Annotated in this window: 28 protein-coding genes, 1 tRNA gene and 1 pseudogene; 12 read left to right on the plus strand and 18 right to left on the minus strand. The window is 70.6% G+C overall.

From position 1 onward, the window contains the following. Positions 1-519: pseudogene (locus ACLBXO_RS28935) on the minus strand (hypothetical protein); the annotation flags it as partial. Between the two features lie 166 nt (positions 520-685). On the opposite strand from ACLBXO_RS28935, the gene ACLBXO_RS28940 reads away from it, so the two are divergent. Next, the gene (locus ACLBXO_RS28940; protein ID WP_447687575.1) at positions 686-1,408 is read left to right on the plus strand and encodes a sigma-70 family RNA polymerase sigma factor; all 723 of its coding nucleotides are present in this window, start codon (positions 686-688) and stop codon (positions 1,406-1,408) included. Between the two features lie 121 nt (positions 1,409-1,529). Here ACLBXO_RS28940 and ACLBXO_RS28945 read toward each other — a convergent pair whose 3' ends face one another. Then, the gene (locus tag ACLBXO_RS28945; RefSeq protein WP_331313118.1) at positions 1,530-2,027 is read right to left on the minus strand and encodes a DUF6894 family protein; all 498 of its coding nucleotides are present in this window, start codon (positions 2,025-2,027) and stop codon (positions 1,530-1,532) included. Positions 2,028-2,635: 608 nt separating this feature from the next. Here ACLBXO_RS28945 and ACLBXO_RS28950 point away from each other — a divergent pair. Next, positions 2,636-2,923, plus strand: coding sequence for a hypothetical protein (locus ACLBXO_RS28950; RefSeq protein WP_331313117.1), 288 nt, complete (start codon positions 2,636-2,638; stop codon positions 2,921-2,923). Positions 2,924-2,979: 56 nt separating this feature from the next. Here ACLBXO_RS28950 and ACLBXO_RS28955 read toward each other — a convergent pair whose 3' ends face one another. Next, complete coding sequence (locus ACLBXO_RS28955; RefSeq protein ID WP_331313115.1) at positions 2,980-3,177, minus strand: hypothetical protein; 198 nt, start codon at positions 3,175-3,177, stop codon at positions 2,980-2,982. A gap of 325 nt (positions 3,178-3,502) precedes the next feature. On the opposite strand from ACLBXO_RS28955, the gene ACLBXO_RS28960 reads away from it, so the two are divergent. Further along, entirely contained in the window at positions 3,503-3,661 is a 159-nt protein-coding gene (locus ACLBXO_RS28960) for a hypothetical protein (protein WP_331313114.1), read from the plus strand. A 313-nt stretch (positions 3,662-3,974) separates the two neighbouring features. On the opposite strand, the gene ACLBXO_RS28965 is transcribed toward ACLBXO_RS28960, so the two are convergent. Then, positions 3,975-4,050: transfer RNA gene (locus tag ACLBXO_RS28965), tRNA-Glu, on the minus strand. A gap of 103 nt (positions 4,051-4,153) precedes the next feature. Between ACLBXO_RS28965 and ACLBXO_RS28970 the strand changes: the two genes are divergently transcribed. Both ACLBXO_RS28970 and rpoH read left to right on the plus strand, forming a co-directional pair. Beyond that, positions 4,154-5,158, plus strand: coding sequence for an RluA family pseudouridine synthase (locus tag ACLBXO_RS28970; RefSeq protein ID WP_331313113.1), 1,005 nt, complete (start codon positions 4,154-4,156; stop codon positions 5,156-5,158). Between the two features lie 236 nt (positions 5,159-5,394). Further along, positions 5,395-6,288, plus strand: a complete 894-nt coding sequence (rpoH, locus tag ACLBXO_RS28975) for an RNA polymerase sigma factor RpoH (RefSeq protein ID WP_331313112.1) — start codon at positions 5,395-5,397, stop codon at positions 6,286-6,288. 89 nt (positions 6,289-6,377) lie between these two features. Here rpoH and ACLBXO_RS28980 read toward each other — a convergent pair whose 3' ends face one another. The 9 genes from ACLBXO_RS28980 to hemB form a co-directional block, all read right to left on the minus strand. Next, a complete protein-coding gene (locus ACLBXO_RS28980) occupies positions 6,378-7,871 on the minus strand; it encodes a histidine kinase (protein WP_447687576.1) in 1,494 nt (497 codons plus the stop codon). A 279-nt stretch (positions 7,872-8,150) separates the two neighbouring features. Continuing rightward, positions 8,151-9,443: an adenylosuccinate synthase gene (locus ACLBXO_RS28985; protein WP_331313109.1), complete on the minus strand. Its 1,293-nt coding sequence runs from the start codon at positions 9,441-9,443 to the stop codon at positions 8,151-8,153. Positions 9,444-9,600: 157 nt separating this feature from the next. Then, complete coding sequence (locus tag ACLBXO_RS28990) at positions 9,601-9,897, minus strand: hypothetical protein (RefSeq protein ID WP_447687577.1); 297 nt, start codon at positions 9,895-9,897, stop codon at positions 9,601-9,603. Positions 9,898-10,010: 113 nt separating this feature from the next. Beyond that, positions 10,011-10,868: a D-amino-acid transaminase gene (locus ACLBXO_RS28995; protein ID WP_447687578.1), complete on the minus strand. Its 858-nt coding sequence runs from the start codon at positions 10,866-10,868 to the stop codon at positions 10,011-10,013. Positions 10,869-10,947: 79 nt separating this feature from the next. Further along, positions 10,948-12,255 (minus strand): adenylosuccinate lyase, encoded by a 1,308-nt coding sequence (gene purB / locus ACLBXO_RS29000; protein WP_447687579.1) that lies wholly within the window; start codon positions 12,253-12,255, stop codon positions 10,948-10,950. 120 nt (positions 12,256-12,375) lie between these two features. Continuing rightward, complete coding sequence (locus ACLBXO_RS29005) at positions 12,376-13,122, minus strand: arginyltransferase (RefSeq protein ID WP_331313104.1); 747 nt, start codon at positions 13,120-13,122, stop codon at positions 12,376-12,378. 124 nt (positions 13,123-13,246) lie between these two features. Then, positions 13,247-13,735, minus strand: a complete 489-nt coding sequence (locus ACLBXO_RS29010; protein ID WP_042672022.1) for an RDD family protein — start codon at positions 13,733-13,735, stop codon at positions 13,247-13,249. A 98-nt stretch (positions 13,736-13,833) separates the two neighbouring features. Then, complete coding sequence (locus tag ACLBXO_RS29015) at positions 13,834-14,202, minus strand: hypothetical protein (RefSeq protein ID WP_331313102.1); 369 nt, start codon at positions 14,200-14,202, stop codon at positions 13,834-13,836. Then, positions 14,199-15,257 carry a porphobilinogen synthase gene (gene hemB, locus ACLBXO_RS29020; RefSeq protein WP_331313101.1) on the minus strand — a complete coding sequence of 353 codons (1,059 nt, stop codon included), beginning with the start codon at positions 15,255-15,257 and terminating at the stop codon, positions 14,199-14,201. Before hemB ends, ACLBXO_RS29015 begins: the two co-directional genes overlap by 4 nt. 224 nt (positions 15,258-15,481) lie before the next feature. On the opposite strand from hemB, the gene ACLBXO_RS29025 reads away from it, so the two are divergent. Together ACLBXO_RS29025 and ldtR are read left to right on the plus strand one after the other, a co-directional pair. Continuing rightward, on the plus strand, positions 15,482-15,940 hold the full coding sequence (locus ACLBXO_RS29025; protein WP_419539300.1) for a DUF6163 family protein: 459 nt from the start codon (positions 15,482-15,484) through the stop codon (positions 15,938-15,940). A gap of 160 nt (positions 15,941-16,100) precedes the next feature. Further along, positions 16,101-16,613, plus strand: coding sequence for a transcriptional regulator LdtR (ldtR, locus tag ACLBXO_RS29030; RefSeq protein ID WP_024827984.1), 513 nt, complete (start codon positions 16,101-16,103; stop codon positions 16,611-16,613). 7 nt (positions 16,614-16,620) lie between these two features. Here the strand turns inward: ldtR and ACLBXO_RS29035 are convergent, their stop codons facing one another. Next, a complete protein-coding gene (locus ACLBXO_RS29035; RefSeq protein ID WP_267965786.1) occupies positions 16,621-17,223 on the minus strand; it encodes an exopolysaccharide biosynthesis protein in 603 nt (200 codons plus the stop codon). Positions 17,224-17,516: 293 nt separating this feature from the next. Here ACLBXO_RS29035 and bcsS point away from each other — a divergent pair, with 293 nt between their 5' ends. Then, positions 17,517-18,254: a cellulose biosynthesis protein BcsS gene (gene bcsS, locus ACLBXO_RS29040; protein ID WP_447687580.1), complete on the plus strand. Its 738-nt coding sequence runs from the start codon at positions 17,517-17,519 to the stop codon at positions 18,252-18,254. On the opposite strand, the gene ACLBXO_RS29045 is transcribed toward bcsS, so the two are convergent. Continuing rightward, positions 18,221-19,825 carry a cryptochrome/photolyase family protein gene (locus ACLBXO_RS29045; RefSeq protein ID WP_447687581.1) on the minus strand — a complete coding sequence of 535 codons (1,605 nt, stop codon included), beginning with the start codon at positions 19,823-19,825 and terminating at the stop codon, positions 18,221-18,223. The two genes, bcsS and ACLBXO_RS29045, sit on opposite strands and share 34 nt — an antisense overlap. Positions 19,826-19,992: 167 nt before the next feature. On the opposite strand from ACLBXO_RS29045, the gene ACLBXO_RS29050 reads away from it, so the two are divergent. Together ACLBXO_RS29050 and ACLBXO_RS29055 are read left to right on the plus strand one after the other, a co-directional pair. Then, positions 19,993-20,856, plus strand: coding sequence for a formyltransferase family protein (locus ACLBXO_RS29050; protein ID WP_331313097.1), 864 nt, complete (start codon positions 19,993-19,995; stop codon positions 20,854-20,856). Between the two features lie 83 nt (positions 20,857-20,939). Beyond that, complete coding sequence (locus ACLBXO_RS29055; RefSeq protein ID WP_331313096.1) at positions 20,940-21,281, plus strand: hypothetical protein; 342 nt, start codon at positions 20,940-20,942, stop codon at positions 21,279-21,281. 16 nt (positions 21,282-21,297) lie between these two features. Here ACLBXO_RS29055 and ACLBXO_RS29060 read toward each other — a convergent pair whose 3' ends face one another. Next, entirely contained in the window at positions 21,298-22,341 is a 1,044-nt protein-coding gene (locus ACLBXO_RS29060) for a hypothetical protein (protein WP_447687582.1), read from the minus strand. A 408-nt stretch (positions 22,342-22,749) separates the two neighbouring features. Here ACLBXO_RS29060 and ACLBXO_RS29065 point away from each other — a divergent pair, with 408 nt between their 5' ends. Next, on the plus strand, positions 22,750-23,040 hold the full coding sequence (locus ACLBXO_RS29065; protein WP_331313094.1) for a PilZ domain-containing protein: 291 nt from the start codon (positions 22,750-22,752) through the stop codon (positions 23,038-23,040). 18 nt (positions 23,041-23,058) lie between these two features. Here ACLBXO_RS29065 and ACLBXO_RS29070 read toward each other — a convergent pair whose 3' ends face one another. Continuing rightward, positions 23,059-23,238 carry a hypothetical protein gene (locus ACLBXO_RS29070; RefSeq protein ID WP_331313093.1) on the minus strand — a complete coding sequence of 60 codons (180 nt, stop codon included), beginning with the start codon at positions 23,236-23,238 and terminating at the stop codon, positions 23,059-23,061. 252 nt (positions 23,239-23,490) lie between these two features. Between ACLBXO_RS29070 and ACLBXO_RS29075 the strand changes: the two genes are divergently transcribed. Further along, a complete protein-coding gene (locus ACLBXO_RS29075; protein ID WP_447687583.1) occupies positions 23,491-24,450 on the plus strand; it encodes an alginate O-acetyltransferase AlgX-related protein in 960 nt (319 codons plus the stop codon). 86 nt (positions 24,451-24,536) lie between these two features. On the opposite strand, the gene ACLBXO_RS29080 is transcribed toward ACLBXO_RS29075, so the two are convergent. Next, complete coding sequence (locus ACLBXO_RS29080; protein WP_331313090.1) at positions 24,537-24,824, minus strand: hypothetical protein; 288 nt, start codon at positions 24,822-24,824, stop codon at positions 24,537-24,539. Positions 24,825-25,111: the final 287 nt, after the last annotated feature.

Consider the following 25,111-nt stretch of genomic DNA (forward strand, 5'->3'; position numbering starts at 1 on the left):
GAAGCCGACGGCGCCGGCGATCAGCAGTGAGGCGAGCGGGAACTCGGCGACCTGGTGGCTGACCTCGCGCGTGGCGCGGCGCAGGTCGTGGCCGCCGCGGGCGTAGGCGTCCCCGGCGTAGTCGGACGCATCGTCGGCCGCATCGTTGGCCGCGCGGCGCACGGCGCGCCGGGCCCGGTCGAAATGCTCCTCGGCCTCGAACTGGTCGGAGACGACCTCGAGGCTCAGCGCCAGGCAGCTCGGGTTGCCGTCGCGGTCAGTGGCCACGAGGCTGCGCAGCGAGTGCATGAAGTCCATGTCGGGCCTGTCGGCCCGGCGCACCCCGACCACGACGTCGTGGAAGCGCTCGCGGTAGGCGTCGATGGTCGGGCCGAGCTCGTCGAGGGACCCGGCGCCGTGCATGGCGAGCGCGGCCTCGTCGGCGTACGCGATGGTCTGGTCGGGCTCGACCAGGATCACGCCCTCGCTCGACCCGGCGATGATCTGCCGGAGTTCGTGCCTGTCGACGCCCGCCGTCACGGCTTCCGCAACCCCTTCGCGCGCTCGCTGCCCTGTCGGCAGCGGGGCACAAACGGGTTGCGCGCAAGCCGGTTCCACCAGATCCAACCTTTTCACTGGTATACCCGCATCATTGACGCCGTCGAGATCAACCAGAGATAAGTCCCCGTCCCTCCCGCGAGAGGTCGTGCGCGCCGCGCCGATGTCTCCGACTCATCGAGCCCAGAGCTTCACCGTGGAGCCCTCTGACGAAGAGCGCGACCGGACCCGCGCGTCCGATCCCGTCATCTCGCATGTCCACGCGCAGCTCGGTCTTCGGCTGCGCCAATACTATTCAGAAGTTGCACCAATCGAGATCGGCTCCCGGCTCTCCGCCGTGCTGGACCGCCTGTCAGCGGCCCTGGATGCCGCCGAGAGCGGACGGCAGGTTCCCTATGCCTTCAAGGATGACCTGATTGCCCTGGTGCCGCGCCTGCGCCGCTACGCCCTGTCGCTGACGTTCGACGGCGTCGAGGCCGACGACCTCGTGCAGTTCACCCTGCTCAAGGCCTGGGAGCATCGGCAGCGCTTCCAGCCCGGCACCAGCCTCGCCGCGTGGCTGTTCACGATCCTGCGCAACGGCTTCATCAACGGGCGGCGCAAGCGCCGTCTCGAGGTCCCGGATCCGGACGGCGTGCACGCCACCGCGCGCTCCGAGCCGGCCGCCCAGGAACACAGCATGGGCCTCAAGGAGGTGCAGGCGGCGATCGACCGGCTCGAACCGGCCTATCGCGAGGCGCTGATCCTCGTCGCCGTCGACGGCCTCCCCTACGAAGCCGCCGCCTCCGTGATCGGGTGCCCCGCTGGAACGGTGAAGAGCCGGGTCAGTCGGGCCCGTGACCGGCTGCTGAACGAACTGGGCGAGCGCTGATCCGGGCGGACCGGCCGGCAGGCGCGAGGTGCTGCTCCGAGCGTCGCCGATGGGTGACCGGGGCTCGGCGAAGGCCGTCCGGACGGTGCGGGGACCGGGACGCGGCCCGACGATCCGTCGATCAGGCGGAGCGGCGGTCGGCCTGCGCCTGCGCGGGCGTCCGTTCGATCGGCAGGCGCGCGATCGAAATCCCCCTGGTATCGCGCACGACCAGCACCCAATCGTCCGCGTAGCCCTCGTCGGCGAGTTCCTGGACCATGTCCCGGATCACGCTCCGGGCGTCGTCCAGCGCCTGATCGAGGCTGGTCGCCTCGATGCCGATCTCATCCTTGATGATCTCGCGACCGTGCTCGATATCGAAGTAGAGGCGCCGCGGCACGAGGCGAAGGTCGCGGCGACGGCCGCTCGCGAGCCCGGCGATGTCGAACATCTTCGCGGGATCCTGGAACGGTCTGGACGTCCCGGCCTTCAGGAGCGCGAGCCCGCCGCCTACGAGGACGGCGACCGCGCTCGCGACGCAGGACGCCAGAAATAGCGTATAGAAACCCAACGCTTGCCAGCCGAACGCAAGCACAGCCAGTCCGCTGCACAAGGCAGCCAAGATGACAACCAGCGGCATCCCCCCAGCCCTCGATCACGCGTCGGCTCTTCCGTGTGGCGTATACAGCAATACCCTATCGCGCAAGCGCCAACAGAAACACATCGACACCACGAATTGTTGATCGCGTCGGAATACGTACCCGGAAGATATTTCGCATTCACAATTAACGGGGCGCCCGATCCGGCTCCACGTAAGCGCCGTATTCCAGAAGCTCGAAGCGAGCCGGATAGTATGAGCATCAGTGGCTCAAGCCGAAGACTGGTCTGTTGCCGACTATAACCGTCCAACGATCGATGCTCGGGCGCCTCGTCATGCCATAGATCGGCGCGCATCCGGTTCTCATCGGACGACGATACTGCCGTCACGTCCGATGAGCGGAATGCGGACTTCGACCTGCCGCTCAGGACGTGGCCCGTCGGCATCGGGCTGACAGGTGCGGAGTCGCGGTCGATCCAACCGGTTCACCGGTACGAGAGCCGTCACCGCGCGATCGGCCCGCGTCGACACGGTGGCAGCGCTATGGTCTCCTGTCCCCCGGGAGGGTGCGCTCGGCATGTCAGCGCCCCCGCCCGGGATCAAGGTCGAGACTCGCTCGGTGCGACATCGCGCGATTCGCTGGTGGCAAGATGAGCGAGCACGGCGTCACCGATCAGAGGCGCAGGCACTGGTTCTACGACAGCCGGTTGCTGGTCTGCGGTTTCTGCCTGGCCGCCTTCATCGCGATTTTCTGGCAGGTCAGCCGGTTCGAGGGCTTTCAGCCGATCTTCTCCTGCGCCCGCACGACAGACGTGGACCGCCAGTTGCTGAGCCTGGGCATGGATGCCTGCATGAGCAACGCGCGCTCCCAGTCGGATCGCGAAGGCTGCCTCCGGAGCGTCTACGTGCTGGCCTGCATGAAGGAGCGCTGGCGCTGATCGGCGGCGCGAAGCCGGGCGAGGACCTGCGGAAGATCCGCGACGAACGCGATCGCCTAGAGGAGGCCGCTCGACGCGCCACCATTGAGCGAGCGGCTGGCGCGCGCCACCAGTTTCGCGAAAGCCAGAGCGGCCGCGGAAGCCTGCGTCCGAGAAGGGAACGACCGGTCGGACTCGGCGACCGTCATCTCGGTCTCGTCGAGCAGCACCCAGGTCCAGAGATGCTGTCCGGTGGCGTGGATCTTGAAGTGCATCGCGAGCTCACGGGCTGAGGCATCCTGCCATCATGCCCGCTGGAAAGCCGCGCCGCATTAATGGGTTGCGCCGCGCAACAACCTGGATCCGGGCGAACCGGCGTCATCCCCGATATTCACGCTGACCACAGGCCAGAACCCATCGGCGGCGAAGGTCGATGAGCGGACGTCGCGCGCGCATCCGGCGTTCCGAACGACACCAACGCATCTTTTGATGGGGACAGCCGAGGCGGATCTTGGTGCTAAGGCGGCGTTGTCACCGACCGCATCCACGGGGCCGCGGGCTCTTCGGGCAGGCAGGCCCCGGGTACGCGTTCGGCAGGAGATGCCGTCCCTCTCGCTCATGGATCAGATCGCGCCCCTCCGCACCAGCCGCACCCGCAAGAAGCCTCATCTGGCCGCCGTCGTGGCGTCGATCGTTCTGGCCGTCGGGCTCTGGTTCGTGATCCACGCGGTCTCCGGCCGCGTGATATGGTTCTGGTAGGGCGGGACGCAGATCCCGTATCGCAGAGCGCAGACGCGGCCGTCGACGGCCGGAAGCGCCTCCTCGGCTCGAAGCCAAGCCGGTATCCGCGCCCGGATCACGCCGCTCGAGCGGCATCGGCCCGACGAACGTTCACCGACCCAGCAGGGAGAAACTCGCGCGCTCCGTCGATCGATCGCGCAGACTTAGAGGCTGCCGCACGCGGACGCACGGGCCTGGCGGGCGAGGACCGCCGCCTCGGCCCATCCGGCATGGCCCGGAAGTGCGGCCCTCGATGATGAGGCGGCGAGACCTGTGATGAAAGCCAGCGCGCTGGCGCTCCCAAGGGGAATCGAACCCCTGTTTTCGCCGTGAGAGGGCGACGTCCTAGACCGCTAGACGATGGGAGCTTTCCGGCGGCGCGGGGCTGCTATAGCCACCACCCGGCGGCGGAGCAAGTGTCTTCGTCAGGAAATCCGCCGCGGCGGGTCAGATCGGGAGAAAACAGGGGTCGTGGTGGACAACGCGCAGGACGAGCGGGCCGGTATCGTGGCCGAGGGAGGCGTGCGGCTCGATCGCGCACTGGTCGCGCTGTTCCCGGATCTGTCCCGGGCCCGGCTGCAGGACCTGATCCGCACCGGCCAGGTTCAGCGGGACGGCCGCCCTGCCCTCGACCCGGCCAGCAAGGTCGCCGCCGGCGCGCGCGTCGTGCTGACGGTACCGCCAGCCGCCCCGGCAGAGCCGGTGGCCGAGGCCGCGGATCTGCCGATCGTCCACGAGGACGACGACCTGATCGTCATCGACAAGCCGGCCGGCCTCGTCGTTCACCCCGCCCCGGGCCACGAGAGCGGGACACTGGTCAACGCCCTGATCGCCCATTGCGGGGCCAGCCTGTCCGGGATCGGCGGCGTGCGCCGGCCCGGCATCGTCCATCGCCTCGACAAGGACACGAGCGGCCTGATCGTCGTCGCCAAGAACGACGCGGCCCACCAGGGCCTCACCGCCCAGTTCGCCGATCACGGCCGGTCCGGTCCTCTGGAACGCGCCTACGCCGCGGTGGTCTGGGGCCTGCCCCAGCCGCGGGCCGGGACGATCGAGGCCAGCCTCGCGCGGTCGCGCTTCCATCGGGAGAAGATCGCCGTCGTCTCGGACGCGAGCGGGCGCCACGCGGTGACCCACTACGCCGTGGCCGAGGCGTACCGGGAAGCCGCCCTCGTCCGCTGCCGGCTGGAGACGGGCCGCACGCACCAGATCCGCGTGCATCTCGCCCATCGCGGACATCCCCTGCTCGGGGACGCCGTCTACGGCGGCGCCTTCCGGACGAAGGCGGCTCGCCTGTCGCCGGAGAGCCGCGCCGCCCTCGCGGCGCTCGGGCGCCAGGCCCTCCACGCGGAACTGCTCGGCTTCAGCCACCCGCGCACCGGCGCGACGCTGCGGTTCGAGAGCCCGCTGCCGCCCGACTTGGACAACCTGGTGCGGACCCTGAGAGCGGAGGGCGACGGGGCGCCGCGCGTGTAACCGCCGCTCCGCGGCGTGCGAAAGATCACCCCGTACCGCGTCACATCGTGACATGGTACGACCAAATTCGCCGGTGGCGCGTTGTTGACGACGTGGGTGTCATCGACCGCGACCGGCTCCCCGGCGTCCCGTACGAGATGGGGGGCCGGCAGGGTCGGCTCAAGAGCGGCCCGAGTGGACGGCACTGTTGTCCGTCGCGTCCGCCCGACAGGGGGACCTTAGTCCAGGAGAATGCCATGGCCGGTACGCTGCCCGTGCTCGCCAACGAAGGTGGCCTCTCGCGCTACCTCGACGAGATTCGCAAATTCCCGATGCTGGAGCCGTCCGAGGAGTTCACGCTGGCGAAAGCCTGGCGGGACGCCGGCGACCGCGAAGCCGCGCACCGCCTCGTCACGTCGCACCTCCGGCTCGTGGCGAAGATCGCGATGGGCTACCGCGGCTACGGCCTGCCGATCGGCGAGGTCGTGTCGGAGGGCAATGTCGGCCTGATGCAGGCGGTGAAGCGCTTCGATCCCGACAAGGGCTTCCGTCTGGCCACCTACGCGATGTGGTGGATCAAGGCGGCGATCCAGGAATACATCCTGCGCTCGTGGTCGCTCGTGAAGATGGGCACGACCGCGAACCAGAAGAAGCTGTTCTTCAACCTGCGCAAAGCGAAGGGCAAGATCTCGGCCCTCGACGAGGGCGATCTCAAGCCCGATCAGGTGAAGCAGATCGCCACCCGCCTCGGCGTGCCCGAGCAGGACGTGATCGACATGAACCGGCGCCTGTCCGGCGACACGTCGCTCAACGCGCCGCTGCGCGAGGAGGGCGAGGGCGAGTGGCAGGACTGGCTGGTGGACAACAGCCCGAGCCAGGAGACCGTGCTGGCGCGCGAGCAGGAGGGCCAGAACCGACTGTCGGCGCTCAAGGACGCCCTCGGCGTGCTCAACCCGCGCGAGCGCCGCATCTTCGAGGCCCGGCGCCTCGCCGAGGACCCGATCACCCTGGAGGATCTCTCCGGCGAGTTCGGCGTCTCCCGCGAGCGTGTCCGCCAGATCGAGGTCCGCGCCTTCGAGAAGGTCCAGGAAGCGGTCAAGCGGAACATCGCCACCCGCGAACACCCCCGGACCGGCATCGAGGCCCGCTGACCCGCTTCCCGGCGCGCGCGACGCGGCGGGTCCCTCCGACCGGGTCAAAGCTCGGCGGCGGCTGCCGCCGAGCGATCATTGCCAAGCGATCATTGCCAGGTGTCGAAGGCGTTCTGCATCACCTGAGCGCCCGCGGCGCCCTTCTCGAAGGTCAGCACCGCCCGGCGGCCGGACGTGTAGCGCAGCGCGATGTCGAACCAGTTCCGGTGCAGGAGCAGGTCGGTGTTGCGCTCCACGTCGTTCTGCAGCGACGACAGGCCGATCAGGAACAGGTTGTCGCGGACCCGGACCGGCAACCCCGAGACCGGCGAGCCGCGCGCGCTCTGCTCGTCCTTGGCCTGGAGCAACCCGACATCCTGGACGGTGCGGGACGCGCCGCTGCTGCCGCTCTGGCTGAACGCCAAGCTCACCGTGTGCGAGGCCGGGAGGGTCGCGTCGAGGTTGCGCTGGATGGTCATCACCAGCGTCAGGCCGGCATCCGGGATCGTCACGGTCGCGACCACGGCGTTCTGTACGGGCTGCCCCTGATCCCCGTTCACGGTCTCGAGCCGCCACGTCACCCGTCCCGGGGTCACTGTCGGCTGTCCACCCTCGGCACCCGTCGCCTCCTCGACCAGCTCCGCCCTCTGCGCGACGGCGACGCCCGCATCGGCGGGCGCGGGCGCGGCGGCCGCATTCCGCTGCGGCGCACCGTTCTCGACGCGCGTCGGCGCCTTCGGCGCCGGCGCGGCGTCGCCGCCGACCCGGTCGCCGAACTTGGTCTCACCCTCCGGCTGCTGCGTGTCCGCGGCCTCCGTGCCGCTCGACGGCAGGTTCTGCGGCCGGTCGCGCAGCAGGAAGGCCGCGACGGCGATCAGGCCGATCACCACTGCCAGGACACCGCCCACGAAGACGTTGCGCAGCACGCGGGACCGACCGGTGCGCGGCGGGACGACCTCGATCCGCGGACGCTGACGCCCGCCGGCGGACTCGGTGGACTCGGCATCCGCATCTTCGACGGCCGGCTCCTCCGCGGCGGAGGCCTCGGCGACCGGCGGCGCCGGATCGGGCGCGGGCGGCGGTTGCGTGCCCGTCCGCGGCGGCGCGAACGGGATCGGCGCCTCGCGCGGACCGTCCTCGGCACGACGATCGTCCTGGCGGGGCGCGACCGCGAAGGGGGGCTTGGCGGGCGGGAGGATCGGCGCCAGCTTCGGTCCGGTCCCCGGCTCCGGGGGAGACGGTTCGGGGATCTCGCGCTCGGTGGCCGCCGGCGCGATCGGCTCGGGCACGGCGGGTTCCGGAACGGCCGGAGCCGGGACCGGTGGTGGGACCGGTATCGAGGCCGGGGCGGGCTTCTCGGGCGCCTGCGCGGCATCGTTGGCGGGGGCCGGCAGGCCGCCGTGATCCACTTCGAGCCGCTCGATCGCGGCGTCGAGCGCCCGGCGTTCGAGATCGATGTCGTCCTCCGACAACGGCGGGTCGAGGGAGCGCAACTGGCTGATCAGGGCGTTGCGCGCGCGGTCGTAGACCGCCTTGCGCAGGGCGGGCGTTCGGTCCGGCAGCGCGTCGAGCGCGCGGGCCAGAAGCGGGTAGTAATCGGCCATGATACTCTGGTCCGCCCCTTCGGCCGCCGTCCGGCAACACCGGTCGGAGGCCGGGGACCGAGGTCCGCGCCCGCCCGACAGGTCCGGTCGCGGCCGTCGGCCGGTTTGTCGTATCCCGCCGCGCGGATCAGGGCCCGCGCGCCGGTCGCCTTCGAGGCGGCGGGCCGATCGCGAGACGGACCGCCCGGCCGCCAGCCCGTTCTAGATCAAGCCCGCGCGGACTGGATACAGGCAGGGCCGCCGAAAACACGCGTCGTCAACGGGATAGCGCGCGATGCGTCAATCCTCGAACGGGTTGTGCATCAGGATCGTGTCGTCGCGCTCGGGCGAGGTGGACAGCAGCGCCACCGGTGCTCCGATCAGCTCCTCGATCCGGCGGACGTACTTGATCGCCTGCGCGGGCAGATCCGCCCAGGAGCGCGCGCCGGCGGTCGTTTCCGACCAGCCCGGAATCACCTCGTAGACCGGCTCGATCCGGGCCTGCGCGGCTTGGCTCGCGGGCAGATGGTCGATCGGCTGGCCGTCCAGCAGGTAGCCGGTGCAGACGCGGATCTCCTCGAAGCCGTCGAGGATGTCGAGCTTGGTCAGCGCGATGCCGTGGATGCCGGAGGTCCGGACCGTCTGGCGCACCAGCACGGCGTCGAACCAGCCGCAGCGGCGCTTGCGCCCGGTGTTGACGCCGAACTCGCGCCCGCGGCTGCCGATGGTCTCGCCGATCTCGTCGAACAGCTCGGTGGGGAACGGACCCTCGCCGACGCGGGTCGTGTACGCCTTGGCGATACCCAGAACGTAGCCGATCGCCCCCGGGCCGAGGCCAGAGCCCGTCGCCGCCTGCGCGGCCACGATGTTGGAGGAGGTCACGAACGGATAGGTGCCGTGATCGACATCGAGCAGTGCGCCCTGCGCGCCCTCGAACAGGATGCGCTTGCCGGCCCGGCGCTCCTCGTCGAGCAGCGACCAGACGGTATCGGCGAAGGGCAGGATCTTCGGCGCGATCGCCTTGAGCTCGGCCAGCAGCGCCTCGGCATTCACCTCGTCGATCCCGAGGCCGCGCCGCAGGGCGTTGTGGTGGGTGAGCACGCGCTCGATCTTGGCCGGCAGCGCGTCGGGATCGGCGAGGTCGACGACCCGGATCGCGCGGCGCCCGACCTTGTCCTCGTAGGCCGGCCCGATGCCGCGCTTGGTCGTGCCGATCTTCAGGCCGGCATTGGCCGTCTCGCGGAAATGGTCCAGCTCGCGGTGGAGCGGCAGGATGAGCGTCGCGTTGTCGGCGATCCGCAGGGAGGACGGCGAGACGTCCACGCCCTGCGCCTTGATCCGCTCGATCTCGTCGATCAGGTGCCAGGGATCGACGACGACACCGTTGCCGATCACCGAGAGCTTGCCGCCGCGGACGACGCCCGACGGCAGCAGCGCCAGCTTGTAGGTCACGCCGTCGATGACGAGCGTGTGGCCGGCGTTATGGCCGCCCTGGAAACGGACCACGATGTCGGCCTGCTCGGAGAGCCAGTCGACGATCTTGCCCTTGCCCTCGTCGCCCCACTGGGCGCCCACAACGACGACGTTGGCCATGCCTGCCTGCTTACCCGCGACGGAAACCGGGACGGCGCCGCCCACGGGTGCAGGCGGCGCACGTCGTGAGCCGTTTCCGCGATCCGGGCAGCGAAATCAAGCAAGGGGCCGCATGATCGGGCCGCATGGCGGCCCGCCGGTCCCCGACGTGACCGCCTTACTTGGCCTCGGTGCCGGGATCACGACCGGGCAGCTCATGGGGCTTGATCACCGGCATGGATCCGGTCTGGTCGGGCTTCACGACGGTGCCGGTCGTGCCGGAATCCGGCGGCTTGATCACGCCGTCGTTCTTCTGGAGCTTGTCGCTGAGGGACTGGTCCCGCGGCGGCGCGTCCGCGTTGGGGCGCACGCGCTCGGGCGGCGCCGGGCTGGTCGTCTGGGCGCGGGCGGGCGCCGCCGCGAGGGCGGCCGCCAGGGTCGTCGCGAGGGCGGCGAGCAGGGTCTTGTTCGGCACAGGGGCCTCCCCGGGTTCGAGATACGAATTCGGGGAGGAACAGTCGGAGGCGGGATCCGTTCCTGTCCTCCGGCGCGCCCGACGGCCCGTCCCGTGGACGGGATCCGGCGGCCTCAACCCTGGCGGGCGGCCTCGATGTAGAGCTCGCGCAGGCGCCGGGTCAGCGCGCCCGGCCGCCCCTCGCCGATCGCGCGCCCGTCGATCTCGACGACCGGCATCACGAAGGCGGAGGCGCTGGTGTAGAAGGCCTCCTGAGCCGCGTAGACCTCGTCGACCGAGATCAGCCGCTCCTCGATCCGCAGGTCGGCCTCCTGGGCGAGGCGCAGCACCGAGGCGCGGGTGATGCCCGGCAGCAGCGCCGTGGAGAGCGGCCGGGTCACCAGCACGCGGTCGCGGCCGATGATGAACGCGGTCGAGGAGGAGCCCTCGGTGACCGCGCCGTCCTCGACCATCCACGCCTCGGCGACGCCGGCCTCGGCCGCCTGCTGCTTGGCGAGCACCTGCGCCAGCAGGGCCACCGACTTGATGTCCCGCCGCTTCCAGCGCAGGTCCTCGACGGTGATCACCCGGGCGCCGCTCTCGGCGAGCGGGTTGGCGAGGACGGTCTTGGCCTGCGTGAACATCACCACGGTGGGCTCGGTGCCGGCCTTCGGGAAGGCGAAGTCGCGCTCGGCCACGCCGCGGGTGACCTGCATGTAGACGAGCCCCTCGGCGACGCCGTTGCGCGCCACGAGTTCGGTCTGCAGGCGCTCCCAGCCCGCCGCGTCGTGCGGGTTGCGGATGCCGATCTCGCCGAGCGAGCGGTCGAGCCGCGCGAGGTGCGCGGCGTTGTCGACGAGCTTGCCGTCGAGGATCGCCGAGACCTCGTAGATGCCGTCGGCGAACAGGAAGCCGCGGTCCATGATCGGCACGCGCGCCTCCTCGTAGGGGAGGAACTGGCCGTTGAGGTAGACGATGCGGGGAGCGGTCACGGGGAGCTGTCCTGTGTTCGTCGCGGGCCCGGGAACGCGGGCCCGCGAGGGCGGGTCGAAGCAGGAATCGTGCGGGGTCTCAGCGGTCGCCGAAGACCCGCCCGAAGATCGTGTCCACGTGCTTGAAGTGGTAGCCGAGATCGAAGCAGGCCTCGATCTGCTCGGCCGGGAGCGCCGCGGCGACCTCCGGATCCGCCTTGAGCAGCGCCAGGAAATCGCCCTCGCCGCGCCAGACCGGCATCGCGTTGCGCTGGACCAGCCGGTAGGAATCCTCGCGGGAGACCCCGGCCTGGGTCAGCGCCAGCAGCACGCGCTGCGAGTGGATCAGGCCGCCGAGTCGGTCGAGGTTCTTCTGCATGTTGGCCGGGTAGACCAGCAGCTTCTCCATCACGCCGGTCATCCGCGCGAGGGCGAAGTCGAGTGTGACGGTGGCGTCGGGCCCGATCATGCGCTCGACCGACGAGTGGGAGATGTCGCGCTCGTGCCAGAGGGCGACGTTCTCCAGCGCCGGGGTGACGTAGCCGCGCACCATCCGGGCGAGGCCCGTGATGTTCTCGGTGAGGACCGGGTTCCGCTTGTGCGGCATCGCCGAGGAGCCCTTCTGCCCCTCGGAGAAGAACTCCTCCGCCTCGAGGACCTCGGTGCGCTGTAGGTGCCGGATCTCGATCGCCAGCCGCTCCAGCGACGAGGCGACGACGCCGAGGGTCGCGAAGAACATCGCGTGCCGGTCGCGCGGGATCACCTGGGTCGAGACCGGCTCGGCGGCGAGCCCCATCTTCTCGGCGACGTACTGCTCCACACGCGGATCGATGTTGGCGAACGTGCCGACCGCGCCTGAGATCGCGCAGGTCGCGACCTCCGCGCGCGCCGCGACGAGGCGGCGGCGGTTGCGCTCGAACTCGGCGTAGGCCTGGGCGAGCTTCAGACCGAAGGTCACCGGCTCGGCGTGGATGCCGTGCGACCGGCCGATGGTCGGCGTCATCTTGTGCTCGAAGGCCCGCGCCTTGAGGGCGGCCAGCAGCGAGTCGACGTCGGCGATCAGGATGTCGGCGGCGCGCACCAACTGCACGTTGAGGCAGGTGTCGAGCACGTCCGAGGACGTCATGCCCTGGTGGACGAAGCGCGCCTCGGGGCCGACGATCTCGGCGAGGTGTGTCAGGAAGGCGATGACGTCGTGCTTCGTCACCGCCTCGATCGCGTCGATGCGGGCGACGTCGAAGACCGCGTCCTTGCCCTTGGTCCAGATCGTCTCCGCCGCCGCCTTCGGGACGACGCCGATCTCGGCGAGTGCCGTGGTGGCGTGGGCCTCGATCTCGAACCAGATCCGGAAGCGGCTCTCGGGCGACCAGATCGCCGTCATCGCGGGGCGGCTGTAGCGGGGGATCATGGGGGCCTCGGCACGGTCCGGATTGCGTGGGTGGCCGGTAGCATGCGCCGGGCCGGCCGCTCAATGCGCATCGGGCATGCCGGCGCGGCAAGCGGTGTGGACCGCGCGCCGGCTCCGGGCTCAGTCGATCCGTACCCAGCCCTGGCCCATCAGGCGCTCCTGCGGGCGGAAGCGGGACTTGTAGTCCATCTTGCGCGAGCCCTCGACCCAGTAGCCGAGATACAGATACGGGAGCCCGAGCCGGCGCGCGCGGCGGATATGGTCGAGGATCATGAAGGTCCCGGGCGAGCGCGCGGCCTCGGCGGGGTCGTAGAACGAGTAGACCATCGACAGACCGTCGGAGAGCACGTCCGTCAGGCAGAAGGCGAGCGGCGGCCCGGAGCCGCGGCCGGTGATCGCCGTGTCCGGCCCGTGCCGCCGGTACGACACGAGGTGGGTGTCGACGTGGCTGTCCTCGACCATCATGGCGTAGTCGAGCACGGTCATGTCGACCATGCCGCCGTCGCCGTGCCGGGCGTCGAGGTAGCGGCGGAACAGGGCATACTGCTCGGAGGCCGGCCGGTTGGGCTCCGGCGTGCCGACCCAGTCGGCGCTGCGCGCGAGGATGCGCCTCTGGCTGGCGCTCGGCTCGAACTCGTCGACCACGACGCGCACCGAGATACAGGCCCGGCAGGTCTCGCAGGCCGGCCGGTACGCGATCGTCTGCGAGCGGCGGAAGCCGCCCTGCGTCAGGATCTCGTTCAGGTCGCGGGCGCGCCGTCCGACCAGATGGGTGAAGACCTTCCGCTCCTCCTGTCCCGGCAGATAGGGGCACGGCGAGGGGGCGGTGAGGTAGAATTGCGGTGTGTCGCGCGGATGGCTGGTCACGCTTCTCACAGACCCTGCGCCGGGTGGATCCTCTCGGCGCCGGCGTGCCAGTGTACAGGCGACCGGCCGGGGCTCAATGGCCCGGCCGGTCGCACCGTCAGATTTTCATCAGCGGAATCCCGGCTCAGCGCGCGTGAACGACGGCCAGGCCCAGAAGCAGGTCGTGGCCGAGGCGGCGATCGGAGCGCATGAGGCCGAACGCGATGTCGACGCACCAGAGCAGGAAAGTCGAGATCGCCACGTAGAACAGCAGCGCGTGGACGGCCGCCGTGATGACGTCGACCCGCGCGCCGCTCTCGGGCGCGACGGTCCGCAGCCCCATCATCCGCTGGCCGATCGTGCTCTGCTTCGGCCCGCCCACCGTGATCGCGCTGTAGATGATGCCGCTCGCCGGCAGGACCGCGAACAGCGTCCAGCCGAGGCCGAAGGTGACCACCCCGATGACGGTGATCGCGAGGGTCAGCAGGGCCGTGAAGCCGAAGATGAACAGGATGTCGAGGAGATAGGCGACCGTCCGGCCACCCAGGCTCGCCCGCACGAACGGGATCGGCAACGCGGTGGCGTAGCCGGGCGCTTCGAAGCGCTGCGCGTATCCGGGTTGAGGGTTCTGCATGGTTTCGCGTCCTGCAAGCGAGGCTGCGAACGTCAAGGTGGGTGCGCCTCGCGGAGGCCGCAAGGGGATCCGCGACGAGACGCGGCCGCGGCCACCTTTCAGCGCCCGGCCGGGTCTCCGGCCGCGGCGTCCGGCGTGTCGAGGTAGAAGCGCTTGAGCATGTACAGCGAGGGGCCCGACAGGGTGCTGGCCTCGGTCGCGAGGGCGACGAGGGTCGTGCCGGCATCGAAGCGGCAGGTGAGCCAGTGCTGCCGGTTCCCGTCGGTGTAGTCGACGCGCACCGAATTCGCCGACGGCCCCGTCGCCGCGCGCAGGAGCCGGATCCCGTCCTGCGGCGCGACCGCCGGGAGCGCGCGGCGGCAGGTGGCGACGCGATCCCGGTGCAGCGTGTCCTGGCAGGCCACGAGCCCCCCGAGGAAGCCGAAAACGACCGCGGCCCCGAGGAGCCAGCGGTGCCCGCGCTTCACGGATGGCTGCGCAGGCGCTCCGCGACCCGCGGCGCGTGGTAGGTGAGGACGCCGTCCGCGCCGGCCCTCTTGAAGGCGAGGAGCGCCTCGACCATCGCGCGGTCGCCGTCGAGCCAGCCGTTGCGGGCGGCCGCCTCGATCATCGCGTACTCGCCCGACACCTGGTAGGCGAAGGTCGGAACCTGGAACTCGTCCCGGACCCGGCGGATGATGTCGAGATAGGGCAGGCCCGGCTTCACCATCACCGAATCCGCGCCCTCGTCGAGGTCGAGCCTCACCTCGCGCAGCGCCTCGGCCGAGTTGCCGGGATCCATCTGGTAGGTGCGCTTGTCGCCCACCAAAGCCGCTTTGGTGCCGATCGCGTCGCGGAACGGCCCGTAGAAGGCGCTCGCGTACTTCGCCGCGTAGGCCATGATCTGCACGTCGAGGAAGCCGGCCTTGTCGAGGCCGGCGCGGATCGCGCCGACGCGCCCGTCCATCATGTCGGACGGGGCGATGATGTCGGTCCCGGCCTCGGCCTGGATCAGGCTCTGCTCGACGAGGACCGCGACGGTCTCGTCGTTGAGGATCGCGCCGTCCTTCATCAGACCGTCGTGGCCGTGGCTCGTGTAGGGATCGAGGGCCACGTCGGTCATGATCCCGATCTCGGGCACGGCCCGCTTCACGGCGCGGACCGCCCGGCAGACGAGGTTGTTGGCGTTCAGCGCCTCCGAGCCGGTCGGGTCGCGCAGCGACACCTCCGTGTAGGGGAAGAACGACACTGCCGGGATGCCGAGCTTGGCGGCGCGCTCCGCGTCGCGGACGATCTGGTCGACCGACAGGCGCTCGACGCCCGGCATCGAGGCGATCGGCTCGCGGCGACCCTCGCCCTCGATCACGAACATCGGCCAGATCAGGTCGTCGACCGTCAGGGTGTGCTCGCGGACGAGGCGGCGCGACCAGTCGGCCTTCCGGTTCCTGCGCGGGCGCTGGGTGATCTTGAGACCCTCCACGCGGGCGCCCTCGCGGGCGGCCTCCACGGCGAGAGGGCGCGGCTCTGGCAGGGTGTCTGACATGCGGCTTCGCTACCGTTCGCGCGGACCACGCCGCGGATCGCGCGGCGCCCGTGCGCCGGAGGCGCTCGACTACCACACCGGGCCGGCGCAACGAAACCCGACCGTTGACGCAGGACGGCGGAACCGCTTCAACCTGGCGACCCCCGTCCGATCGATCTGGATCCCGGCCTCCCCCGCATGAACCGCCGCATCAACCGGCTCCTCCGCCCCGCGAGCCCTCGATAGTGCCCGGCTACCTTCCGATCCGGCGCAAGGCGCCGAGGCCGGGCGGCATTCCCAGCGACCGCATCGAGCGCGCCCAGGGACCGGCGCCCGGCACGTGGGACACGGTGCTGATCTGGTTCATGCGGCTCACGGCGCTCATCTGGCTGCTGAAGAGCGTCTTCGCCTGGGCGACGATCCTCGACGTCCTGCCGGGCGTCCGCCCCTTCGAGGCCGAGCCCTTCGGCCGGCAATCCGCGATCGTCTACTTCGCGGTGATCGACGCGGCGGCGGCGATCGGCTTGTGGCTGACGAGCGCCTGGGGCGGCGTGATCTGGTTGCTCGCCGTCACGTCGGCGATGACACTCGCGGTCCTGACACCGCAACTCTTGCCGTTATCGGTGCCGCTGCTCGTATTCGGGGGGTGTGTCGTCACGCTGTACTTCCTGCTGTCCTGGCTGGCCGCGCAGGAAGCACGGTGAACGAACCGTTCTTATCTTCATTCAGTTTGTCTTTACCGCGAAGAGTAAATCGCGAATTCATCCTGTCGCTTAAATCGCCTTTCATTCCCGAGCCCTAGCTTAGCCATCATCAACGGCGCCGCATCGAACGGGTGCCGGATCATCGGATGGCGAGGCAGAGATGAAGACCCAGAACGCCCGTGTCGCGCAGATCGAGGCCCCCGAGGAGGCCGCGTCGGCCAAGGGCTCCTATCTCGAGGCCCTGCACCTCGTGGAGCGACTGCACCGCCGGCTCCTCGACGTCATCAAGGACGAGTTCGAGCGCCGCGGCCGCGAGGACGTCAACAGCGTCCAGGCGCTGCTCCTGTACAACATCGGCGACAAGGAGCTGACCGCGAGTGAGCTGCGGACCAAGGGCTACTATCTGGGCTCCAACGTCTCGTACAACGTGAAGAAGCTGGTCGAGGCCGGTTACCTCCACCACGCCCGCTCCAAGACGGACCGGCGCTCCGTCCGGATCAGCCTGACCGACAAGGGCCGCCAAGTCCACGAGATCATCCAGGGGCTCTACGACAAGCATGCCCGGACGATCACGCCGATCGGCGGGATCTCGGAGGAGGATTTCAACCGCCTGAACCAGGCCCTCACTCGCCTGGAGCGCTTCTGGACCGACCAGATCCGCTACCGCCTCTGAGACGTCCTCAGAGGTTCAGCAGGCCGATGATTCCGGCGATGACCGCGTAGGCGAAGCCGGCGTTGATGGCGACGCCGAACATCCCGATCACGAGGCCGCCCAGCACGACCAGACCGTCGCGCTCGACCAGACCGAGCCCGACCAGGCAGACGGCGAGACCCAGCGGGATCTGCCCGACGATGGGCGCGGCCACGATCAGCGCCAGCGCCAGGGCGAGCAGGACGATCCCCATGCCGCGCATGCCGAGCGCGGTCTCGAATACGCTGACGCGGGGCCGCGACCAGCGTTCCAGGCGGCGCAGGATCGGCACCGCGCGGGTGACGGCGCGCCGGACATCCGTCAGAGCGATCGAGCGACCGAGGAGCATCCGCGGCAGCCACGGCGCCGACATCCCGGCGGCGATCTGAATCGCCACGAGGAGCAGGAGCAGGCCGCAGATCAGCGGGATCGGTGGCGGCATGGGCAGGCAGTTCGGCAGCCCGAGCAGGACCACGAGCAGCGCGAAGGCACGGTCCCGCAGGACCGCGACGATGTCGCCCACGGTGAGGCGCTCGCCTTCCTGGCTCGCCAGCACAGTGAGGACGTCCGACGTTCGTGCACCGGAGGTCAAGGATCTGCCAACCTTCGCTTTCCCGCGGGGGCTCTAGCCGAGAACATCTGGCACGCCAAGCACGGCAGATTCGCGACAGCGCGATGGCGAGCGCCGGGCGCTCGGGCCGCCGACGCCCCGCGAAGATCCGGGAAGCATCGCGCGACGCTTCGCGCGCCACCTGACAGCATTGCTCAAGTCGATCGTCGCCCGATCGCGATCGGACAGGATAAAACCGGGGACAGCAACGCGACTCCCGGTGCAGCGCGGTGAATTTTATCTTACCGCTTTTCTCCGAATCCGGAGGATCAACTATGGCGAGCCCGCGCCCCGCCCCGACGATCGCCGGACGCGCGCCCGTGCTCGCGACGCTGCTCTCGGGACTGGCCGGTTCTCCGAACCCGGTCGGCGCCGGCGAGATCGACGCGCTGCTGTTCGGCAGCCTCGACGCGGGCGGCGACGCGGGCGGCGACGCGTTCTTCACCGTCGGCGCGAAAGCCGGACTGACGTCCCTCGCGCAGGACGGGTTCGCCGCGCTGGCGAGCGGCGGCGGCGGACGGCGCGTTGAGTGCGCTCCGGACGGTCCCCGCACGCGCTACACCGTCGCCGCCGCAGCCCTCGCGGGATACCAGTGGTTCTTCGACTGGGGCGCGGTCGCGGCCTTCGCCGGGCCCGAGATCGCGCGGGAGATGCTGCTCGCGGGGCCGCAGTTCGATGCCCTGCCGACGCGCTTCGGCCTCCGGCTCCACGGCGAGGTCTGGGCACGCCCGACCGAGGCGACGCTCCTGCAGGCGAGTGCCATCGCGGGGTCGGCGCGCGACAGCCTGTGGACGCGCCTCGCCTGGGGCTACCGGCTGTGGGAGACTTATCTGGGCCCCGAGGCCGCGCTCTACACGGACGGGACCGGCTACGCGAAGTGGAGCCTGGGCCTGCACGGGACCGGCTTCAGCCTCGGGGGGTACAGCTTCCGCGCGTCCGTGGGCCTGCAGTCCGAGAGCGGCCGGAGCCGCGCCCACCCCTACCTGACGCTGTCGGTCTGGTCGCCACTCTGATCGGCGCCGGGCCTGGCCTCGAGGGAATCGAGGAACGCCGTCGCGTCGCGGCGGATCTCGGCACGGCGCTTGTCGCCCAGGCCGCGCAGCGTCCGGTACGGCATCGCCATCCGCTGATTGCCGGCCAGCCGGTCCTCGTTCTCGATGAGGAAGTTCCAGTAGAGATAATTGAACGGGCAGGCCTCCGGGCCAGCCTTGACCTTCACGTCGTACGCGCAGGACGCGCAGTAGTCGGACATCCGGTCGATATAGGCACCCGAGGCCGCGTAGGGCTTCGAGCCCATGACTCCGCCGTCGGCCCACAGCACCATGCCGTGGACGTTGGGCAGTTCGACCCACTCATAGGCGTCCGCGAACACGATCAGGTACCATTCCTCCACTTGCGCCGGGTCGAGGCCGGCGATGAGAGCGAAGTTGCCGGTCACCATCAGGCGCTGGATGTGGTGGGCGTAGGCGTGGGCACGCGTCTCCGCGACGACCTGCGCCACGCAGTTCAGCGACGTCTCGCCCGACCAGTAGAACCACGGCAGGTCGCGGCCCGCGCCTAGGGCGTTGCTGTCCCGGTAGGCCGGCATCCGCGCCCAGTACAGGCCGCGCACGTATTCCCGCCAACCGAGGATCTGCCGGATGAAGCCCTCGACGCAGTGGAGCGGCGCCGCGCCGTCGCGGTAGGCGCGCTCGGCGGCCCAGCACACCTCCTCGGCGGTGAGCAGACCGGCGTTGAGGGCGGGTGACAGGAGCGCGTGGTACAGGAACGGCGCGCCGGTCTTCATCGCGTCCTGGTAATCGCCGAAGGTCGGCAGGGCTTCGGCCAGGAAGTGTCGGAGCGCCGCGAGCGCGTCGGCCCGGGTCACCGGCCAGGAGAAACCGGTCAGATCGCCGAAATGGTCGCCGAATTCCGCGTCCACGAGGGCGATGGCCTCGCGCGTGACGGCGTCGGGCTGGAAGCCGATCCGGTCCGGCGGGCGATGCCCCCTGGGCAGGCGCTTGCGGTTCTCGGGATCGTAGTTCCAGCGGCCGCCCGCCGGCTCGCCGTCGTCCATCAGGAGGCCGGTCCGGCGCCGCATGCCCCGGTAGAAGGTCTCCATCCGCAGGTGATGCCGGCCCTCCGCCCACTGGGCGAACTCCTCCCGCGGGCACAGGAAGCGGTTGTCGGCGCGGATCTCGACCGAAACCGCCAGGGTCTCGCGCCAGTCCTGCATCATCTCCCAGACGCGCCATTCGCCCGGCTCGGTGACCACGACCCGCTCCGGCCGGTTGCGCGCGACGGCCCGCTCAAGCTCGCCGGTGAAGCTGCCAGAGTTGTCCGCGTCGGTCAGGCGCACATAGTCGACCGTGACACCCTCCGCCTCCAGCTCGGCCGCGAAGTGGCGCATGGCCGCGAACAGGAAGGCGATCTTCTGCTTGTGATGACGGACATAGGTCGCCTCGTCCCGGACCTCGACGATCAGGACGACGTCGCGCTCGGCATCGAGGTCGACGAGGCTCGACACCCGGCGGGTCAGCTGATCGCCCAGGACGAACCGCAGCGTTCCGGACGGTGCGGCGCTACCGCGGCGTCTCCCGGCCACGCCTCAGCCCGCGCCGTGGAGGGCGGCGCGGCCGCCGTCGATGATCACCCGAACCACGCTGTTCCCCCTTGCCACCGTCGTCGGCCCAATCAAGGTAAGACCGGGGACGCCGCCGGTCAGGCAGCGGACCCGCGCCCTCCACGTGCACAAGGTCGCAGGCGGCAAGCATGAAGTTCGCGTTCGCCGGCATCGACTTCCTCGGGGGAGTCTTCGAGGGACTGCTCGACGCCGGCTGGACGCCGGTGAAGCTGTTCACCCGGCCCTGCGACGGGGTCTACGACCACAACGAGGTCGTCGTGGCCCGCGCCCGGTCCCTCCGGCTGCCGATCCAGCTCTCGCGGATCCGCGAGCGGGACATCGAGGCGCTGCAGGCCGAGCACGGTCGGGACTGGGCGCTGGTGGTCGCGGGCTACCCCTGGCTCATCAAGGGCTGGAAGGGCCGCGCCGCCTACGGCCTCAACTTCCACCCCTCCCCGCTCCCGACGGGCCGCGGCCCCTACCCGCTGTTCCGTGCCGTCCTCGACCGCTACGAGACCTGGGGCGTGACCGCCCACGTGCTCGCCGAGGGGTTCGACACCGGCGACATCCTGGCCCAGGAGATCTTCGCCCTGAGCCCCCGAGAGACCCACGAGACGCTCCTCGCCAAGTGCCAGATGGCGGCGCGCCGCCTCGCGGCCGGGCCCCTCGGCCGCGACCTGCCGAACCGCTGGCGGCGCTCCGAGCCGCAGGGCGACGGCTCCTACTGGCCGCGCGCCACCGATGCCGACCGGACGCTCGACTTCCGGCAGGACGTCGAGACGGTCCTGCGCCGGGTGCGGGCCTTCGGCACGGTCGAGACGATCGCGCGGCTCGGGGATGCCCGGGTCTTCGTGGCGGAGGCGCAGGGATGGCAAGAGCGCCACGCGCACACGCCCGGAGCGGTGGTGCACCGCCACCGCCGCCACGTCGTCGTGGCGGCCCTCGACGGGTACGTCCAGCTCACCCGGTGGTCGCCGGTCGCCCTCGCGGAGGCCGGGCAGATCGGGCGCTGACCGGTACGTCCGGGAACCCAAGCGCCGACCCTGATGTTTCCGGCGGCCCGGCGATTGACGCCCGGGCCCCACGGGAGTCCGCCATGTCGACCCGCGCCAGCCTCGCCGCAGCCCTCGGGTTTGCCGCGCTGTTCACCGGCTCCGCCCTCGCGCAGGCGGTGATCGTGACCCCCGACGCGTTCGGCCCCGACGACGACGTCGTGGTGCGCGACTACATCGTGCGCCGGCCGGTGGGCCCCGGACCGATCGTCGGATCGATCCCGCTCCGGCCCGGCAGCATCGTGCCGCCCGACGTGCGGCTCGCGCCCTTCACGGACGCTCCGAACCCGCGCCTGCGCCGCTTCGGCTACTTCGTGGCGCCCGGCGACAAGATCGTGGTCGTCGATCCCGACACCCGCGCGGTGGTGCGCATCCTCGACCGCTGAAGATGGGCGACGACGCTCACCAGTCGCTGAGCGCCGCGCGCTTCCAGCGGTCGGGCGCGACGCAGCGGTACTCGTAGGCCTCGTCCCAGGCGTGGTCGCCGGGGGTGCAGGGCGCGCGGCTGCTCGCGGGCGGCCGCGGCAGGCTCTCACGGAGGGAGGCGGCCTCGATCTGCCCGCCGTCGCTCACCCGCACGACCGGCCCGGCCGCCGTGCCGTAGACCAGATCGCGCCCGTCGAAGCCGAGGCTGCGGGAGAAGCCGCCCCCGCGGTCGCCGTCGAGCCCGATCGCCTGCCCCGCCGCGAGCAGCATCGGGACGCCGGTGAAGCGCGCCGCGGCGGCGTCGATGCCGATGCCGTAGGTCCCCTCCCCCTGGAACGAGATCGCCCGGTCGGTGACGGAGCCGGTGAGGTTGCCCATGAGGATCCCGTAGCCGGTATGGGCGCCCGGCACCCCGCCGGTGGAGATCTGCAGACCGACCCTCTGCCGGTTGCGGTCGGTGGTCGGCGACTGTGCGGAGACGTCGATCTCGGCGCCGATGCAGGAGGCGACCGGATCGGCCTCGTCGGTCATGTCGACACAGTTGAAGTTCCCGGCCCAGGAGGGTCCGACCGGTCCCAGCCCGTTGGGCTCCTTGAAGATCGTGCCGTTGACAGCGACGTTCTGCGCACCGGTGCTGGCGAGCGCGCGATTGTGGAGCTCGCCCGTGATCGTCCACTCGTAGCCGGCGTTGTGCGGGCCGGTGGATCCGAGTGCCCAGAGCGCCTTGTAGGTGTGGGTAGCCTCACCCGACCCCTCCGGCACGTGCCGGTCGACCCGCAGCGTCGAGACCGGATCGAAGCCCTGCGGCCGGTTCCAGAGGAAGACGTGGCCGCCATCGAGGCCCGGCACCCCGGTCCCCTGCACGCTGCGGGAGAAATTCGGCGGCCACGGCTGCTGCGCGGATGCCGGATCCGTCGCCGGCACGGCGCGCGGTGGCTGTCCGGGCGCCTCGCCGGCCGCGACCGTCGGAACACCGATCGCGAGGCCGAGCAGCAGGGCCGTGCCGGGGCGGATGCGCATGATCGTCTCCGGATATCGTCTCGGCGCGCCTCGGCCGAGAACACACTGGCAGAGGCCGTCCGCGGGACCAGATAGGTTGCAGGATCGCATCGGCGACGCGGGCCCCGGGGCGAACCGCCGACGCGACACCCGCCACGCCGTCGGAGCGAGCCGATGAACGCCCTGCGATTCCTGCGCACATGGTTCCTGGTGTCGATTCCCCTCGGCCTCCTGATCGGCCGGTTCATCAAGGCCGGCGAGGGGCCGCCGAGAGAAGACCGGCGTTGATTACCTGAGATCGGACCGATAGACCGAGCGCGACTTACTATCCTCTCGCATGGGCGGCGCTCATCAATAACATGTTAGCAAATCCGGCGCATTTTTACTGATATCGCGCCATACCGGCCGACCTGGGCAGGAACCTCGGCCGTGTCCCGCAACGCCAGCCCCTCCGCCGCCTTCGTGGAACGCCGGGCGACCGAGCGGAGGCCCACCGCCCTGCTGGCCTTCGCGCAGCATCGGGACGGCGCGCGCTATCCCTGCCAGGTCAAGAACATCTCCGATCGCGGCGCGATGCTGGAGTTCCTCGGCTCCCAGGCGGTGCTTCTGGAGGACGTGTTCGATCTCGTCCTGGCGAGCGCCGAGACGCGCTACGCCGTTCAGCTGATCTGGCGCAAGGAGCGGACGGTCGGCGTCCTGTTCTGCGGCGACGCGGGGTGAGACCCGGGCACGGCAGGCTCACACCGCGAGCGCCGCCATCAGCGTGAGCCCGACGGCCGGCAGCGCCAGGGCCAGGACCGCGAGCGTGTCGAGCGGCGCGGGTCGGCTCGCCGCGATCCAGCGATGTTCGGCGAATTTCTCGGCCGCGAAGCCCGCCAGGACGAGGCCGCAGCCGATGAACGTGACAAGCGCGGACATGGACCGGCCCTTCTTCGCAACGCCGCGCGGTGTGATGCGCCTGACGAGAGTACCTGCGGCGCGGCCATAAAGTTTCAACGCGGGACCTATGCGCGGGCGGAAAGGGCCGCGCGTCGCGGCGGCCCGGCCACCGAACCCGTGCGGGGACACGCCGCTCCGCCGCGGAGGGGTTGCAATCGCGCGCAGATCCGTCGAGGCGGGAGTCCAGCGTCATCGACGGGGGTTGTCGCGGGCGGCGGGAGGCGGGAACCATTGAAGACGAGCGGCAACGGCGTGGCCGTGGGGCACGATGGCTGGCTGTACTGGGTCGGGCGCGCCCGCGAGGTCGAAGCCTTCTACGGAGAGACCGCGACCTCGCGGCGGATCCTGAAGCGCTGGGCGCGGCTCATCGGGCGACGTGCGCTTCGCCTGGAGAGCCTCGGGATCCGGCACGTGCACACCGTCGTGCCCGACAAGCTCGCGATCTATCCCGATTTGCTCGGCCGGCCCTTCCCCGGCCTCGACGATCCGCCCGGTGTCCGGCTTGCCCGACTGGTTGCCGGCGACGGCGGCGCCGCGATGGTCGACCTGCAGACGCCGCTCCTGGCGGCGCGGGCCGAGGAGCCCGTCTACCTGCGGACGGACACGCACTGGACCTACAGGGGCTACCTGACGGCCTACCGCGCGCTCTGCGAGGCCCTGGGCGCGCCGGTGGCCGCGCACGTCTTCGCCGGCACCAGCGTGACCGAGCGCTTCACCTTCGATCTCGGCGAGAAGCTCGTCCCCCCCGTCGACGAGGCATACGTCGCCTACGATTTTCCGCGGCGCGCGGCGCGGGTCGACGCGAACGCGCTGGTGGCGGTGCGGGAATCGGGACGGGCCGTGCGGCCGCGCGGACTGTTCGTGGGATCCCGCGTCGTCCTGGAGAACAGGGACGCGCCGGATCCGCGCCGCGTGATACTCTTCGGCGATTCCTACATCTACAGCCCGGGCGCGCGCCTCACCGCGATGCTGGCCGAGACTTTCGGAGAAGTGCACGCGATCTGGTCGGCGAACATCGACTGGGCCTATGTCGAGAGCGTCCGGCCGGACATCGTGATCTTCGAGATCGCCGAGCGATTCCTGCGGCAGGTTCCGACCGACCGGATCCGCATCGATCGCTTCGCGGCCGTGCGGGCGCGGCGGGCCGTCCGCCCGACGCTCCGCGATCGGATCCGGCGCTGGGTGCGCTGAGCCGGGCCGGCCACCGGACGGCACCTCTCATCAGAGAGAGCCCCGCCGCGGTGGCGGCGGGGCTCTCTTCGTCAGCTGTGCGCGGCTCAGTAGCCGCGGCCGTAGTAGCCCGGGCCCCGATCAAGGGCGCCCGCCGCGGCGGCGCCGGCGGCCGCGCCCGCGATGCCGAGGCCGATCGCGGCCCCGGTCGACAGCCCGCGGTGACGGCGGTAGCCGAAATCGCGCCGGTGACCGTAACCGCGATCGTAGCCGCGGCCGTACCCGTAGCCGTGGTGGCCGCCGTAGCCGTACCCGTAGCCCTGCGCCTGGGCACCCGTGGCACCGAGCGCGCCGAGGGACAGGGTGACGGCGGAGATGAGAGCGAGCTTCCGCATCGAGGACTCCTTCGCAGTTGCGTTGGGACCCCAACCCGAAGCGCAACCAGGGGTTCCGATTTTCGTGTGGGCGGCGCGGCGACGGCACCGGGTTTCAGACGCGGAGATCGATGCCGTGAGGAGCGCGCTGAACCGGATCCGGAGACGATTGATTAACCATCCGTGCGCCGCGACACTGCAGCACCCGCACGCATCGGGCATCTCTTGTCCACCGCACCGAAGCGGAGACTCAGGGAGCTGCGCCGATGCACGCTTTCATTCTCGCCACCTTCGCGCTCGTCGGGGCT

Source organism: Methylobacterium sp. C33D (assembly GCF_053345825.1).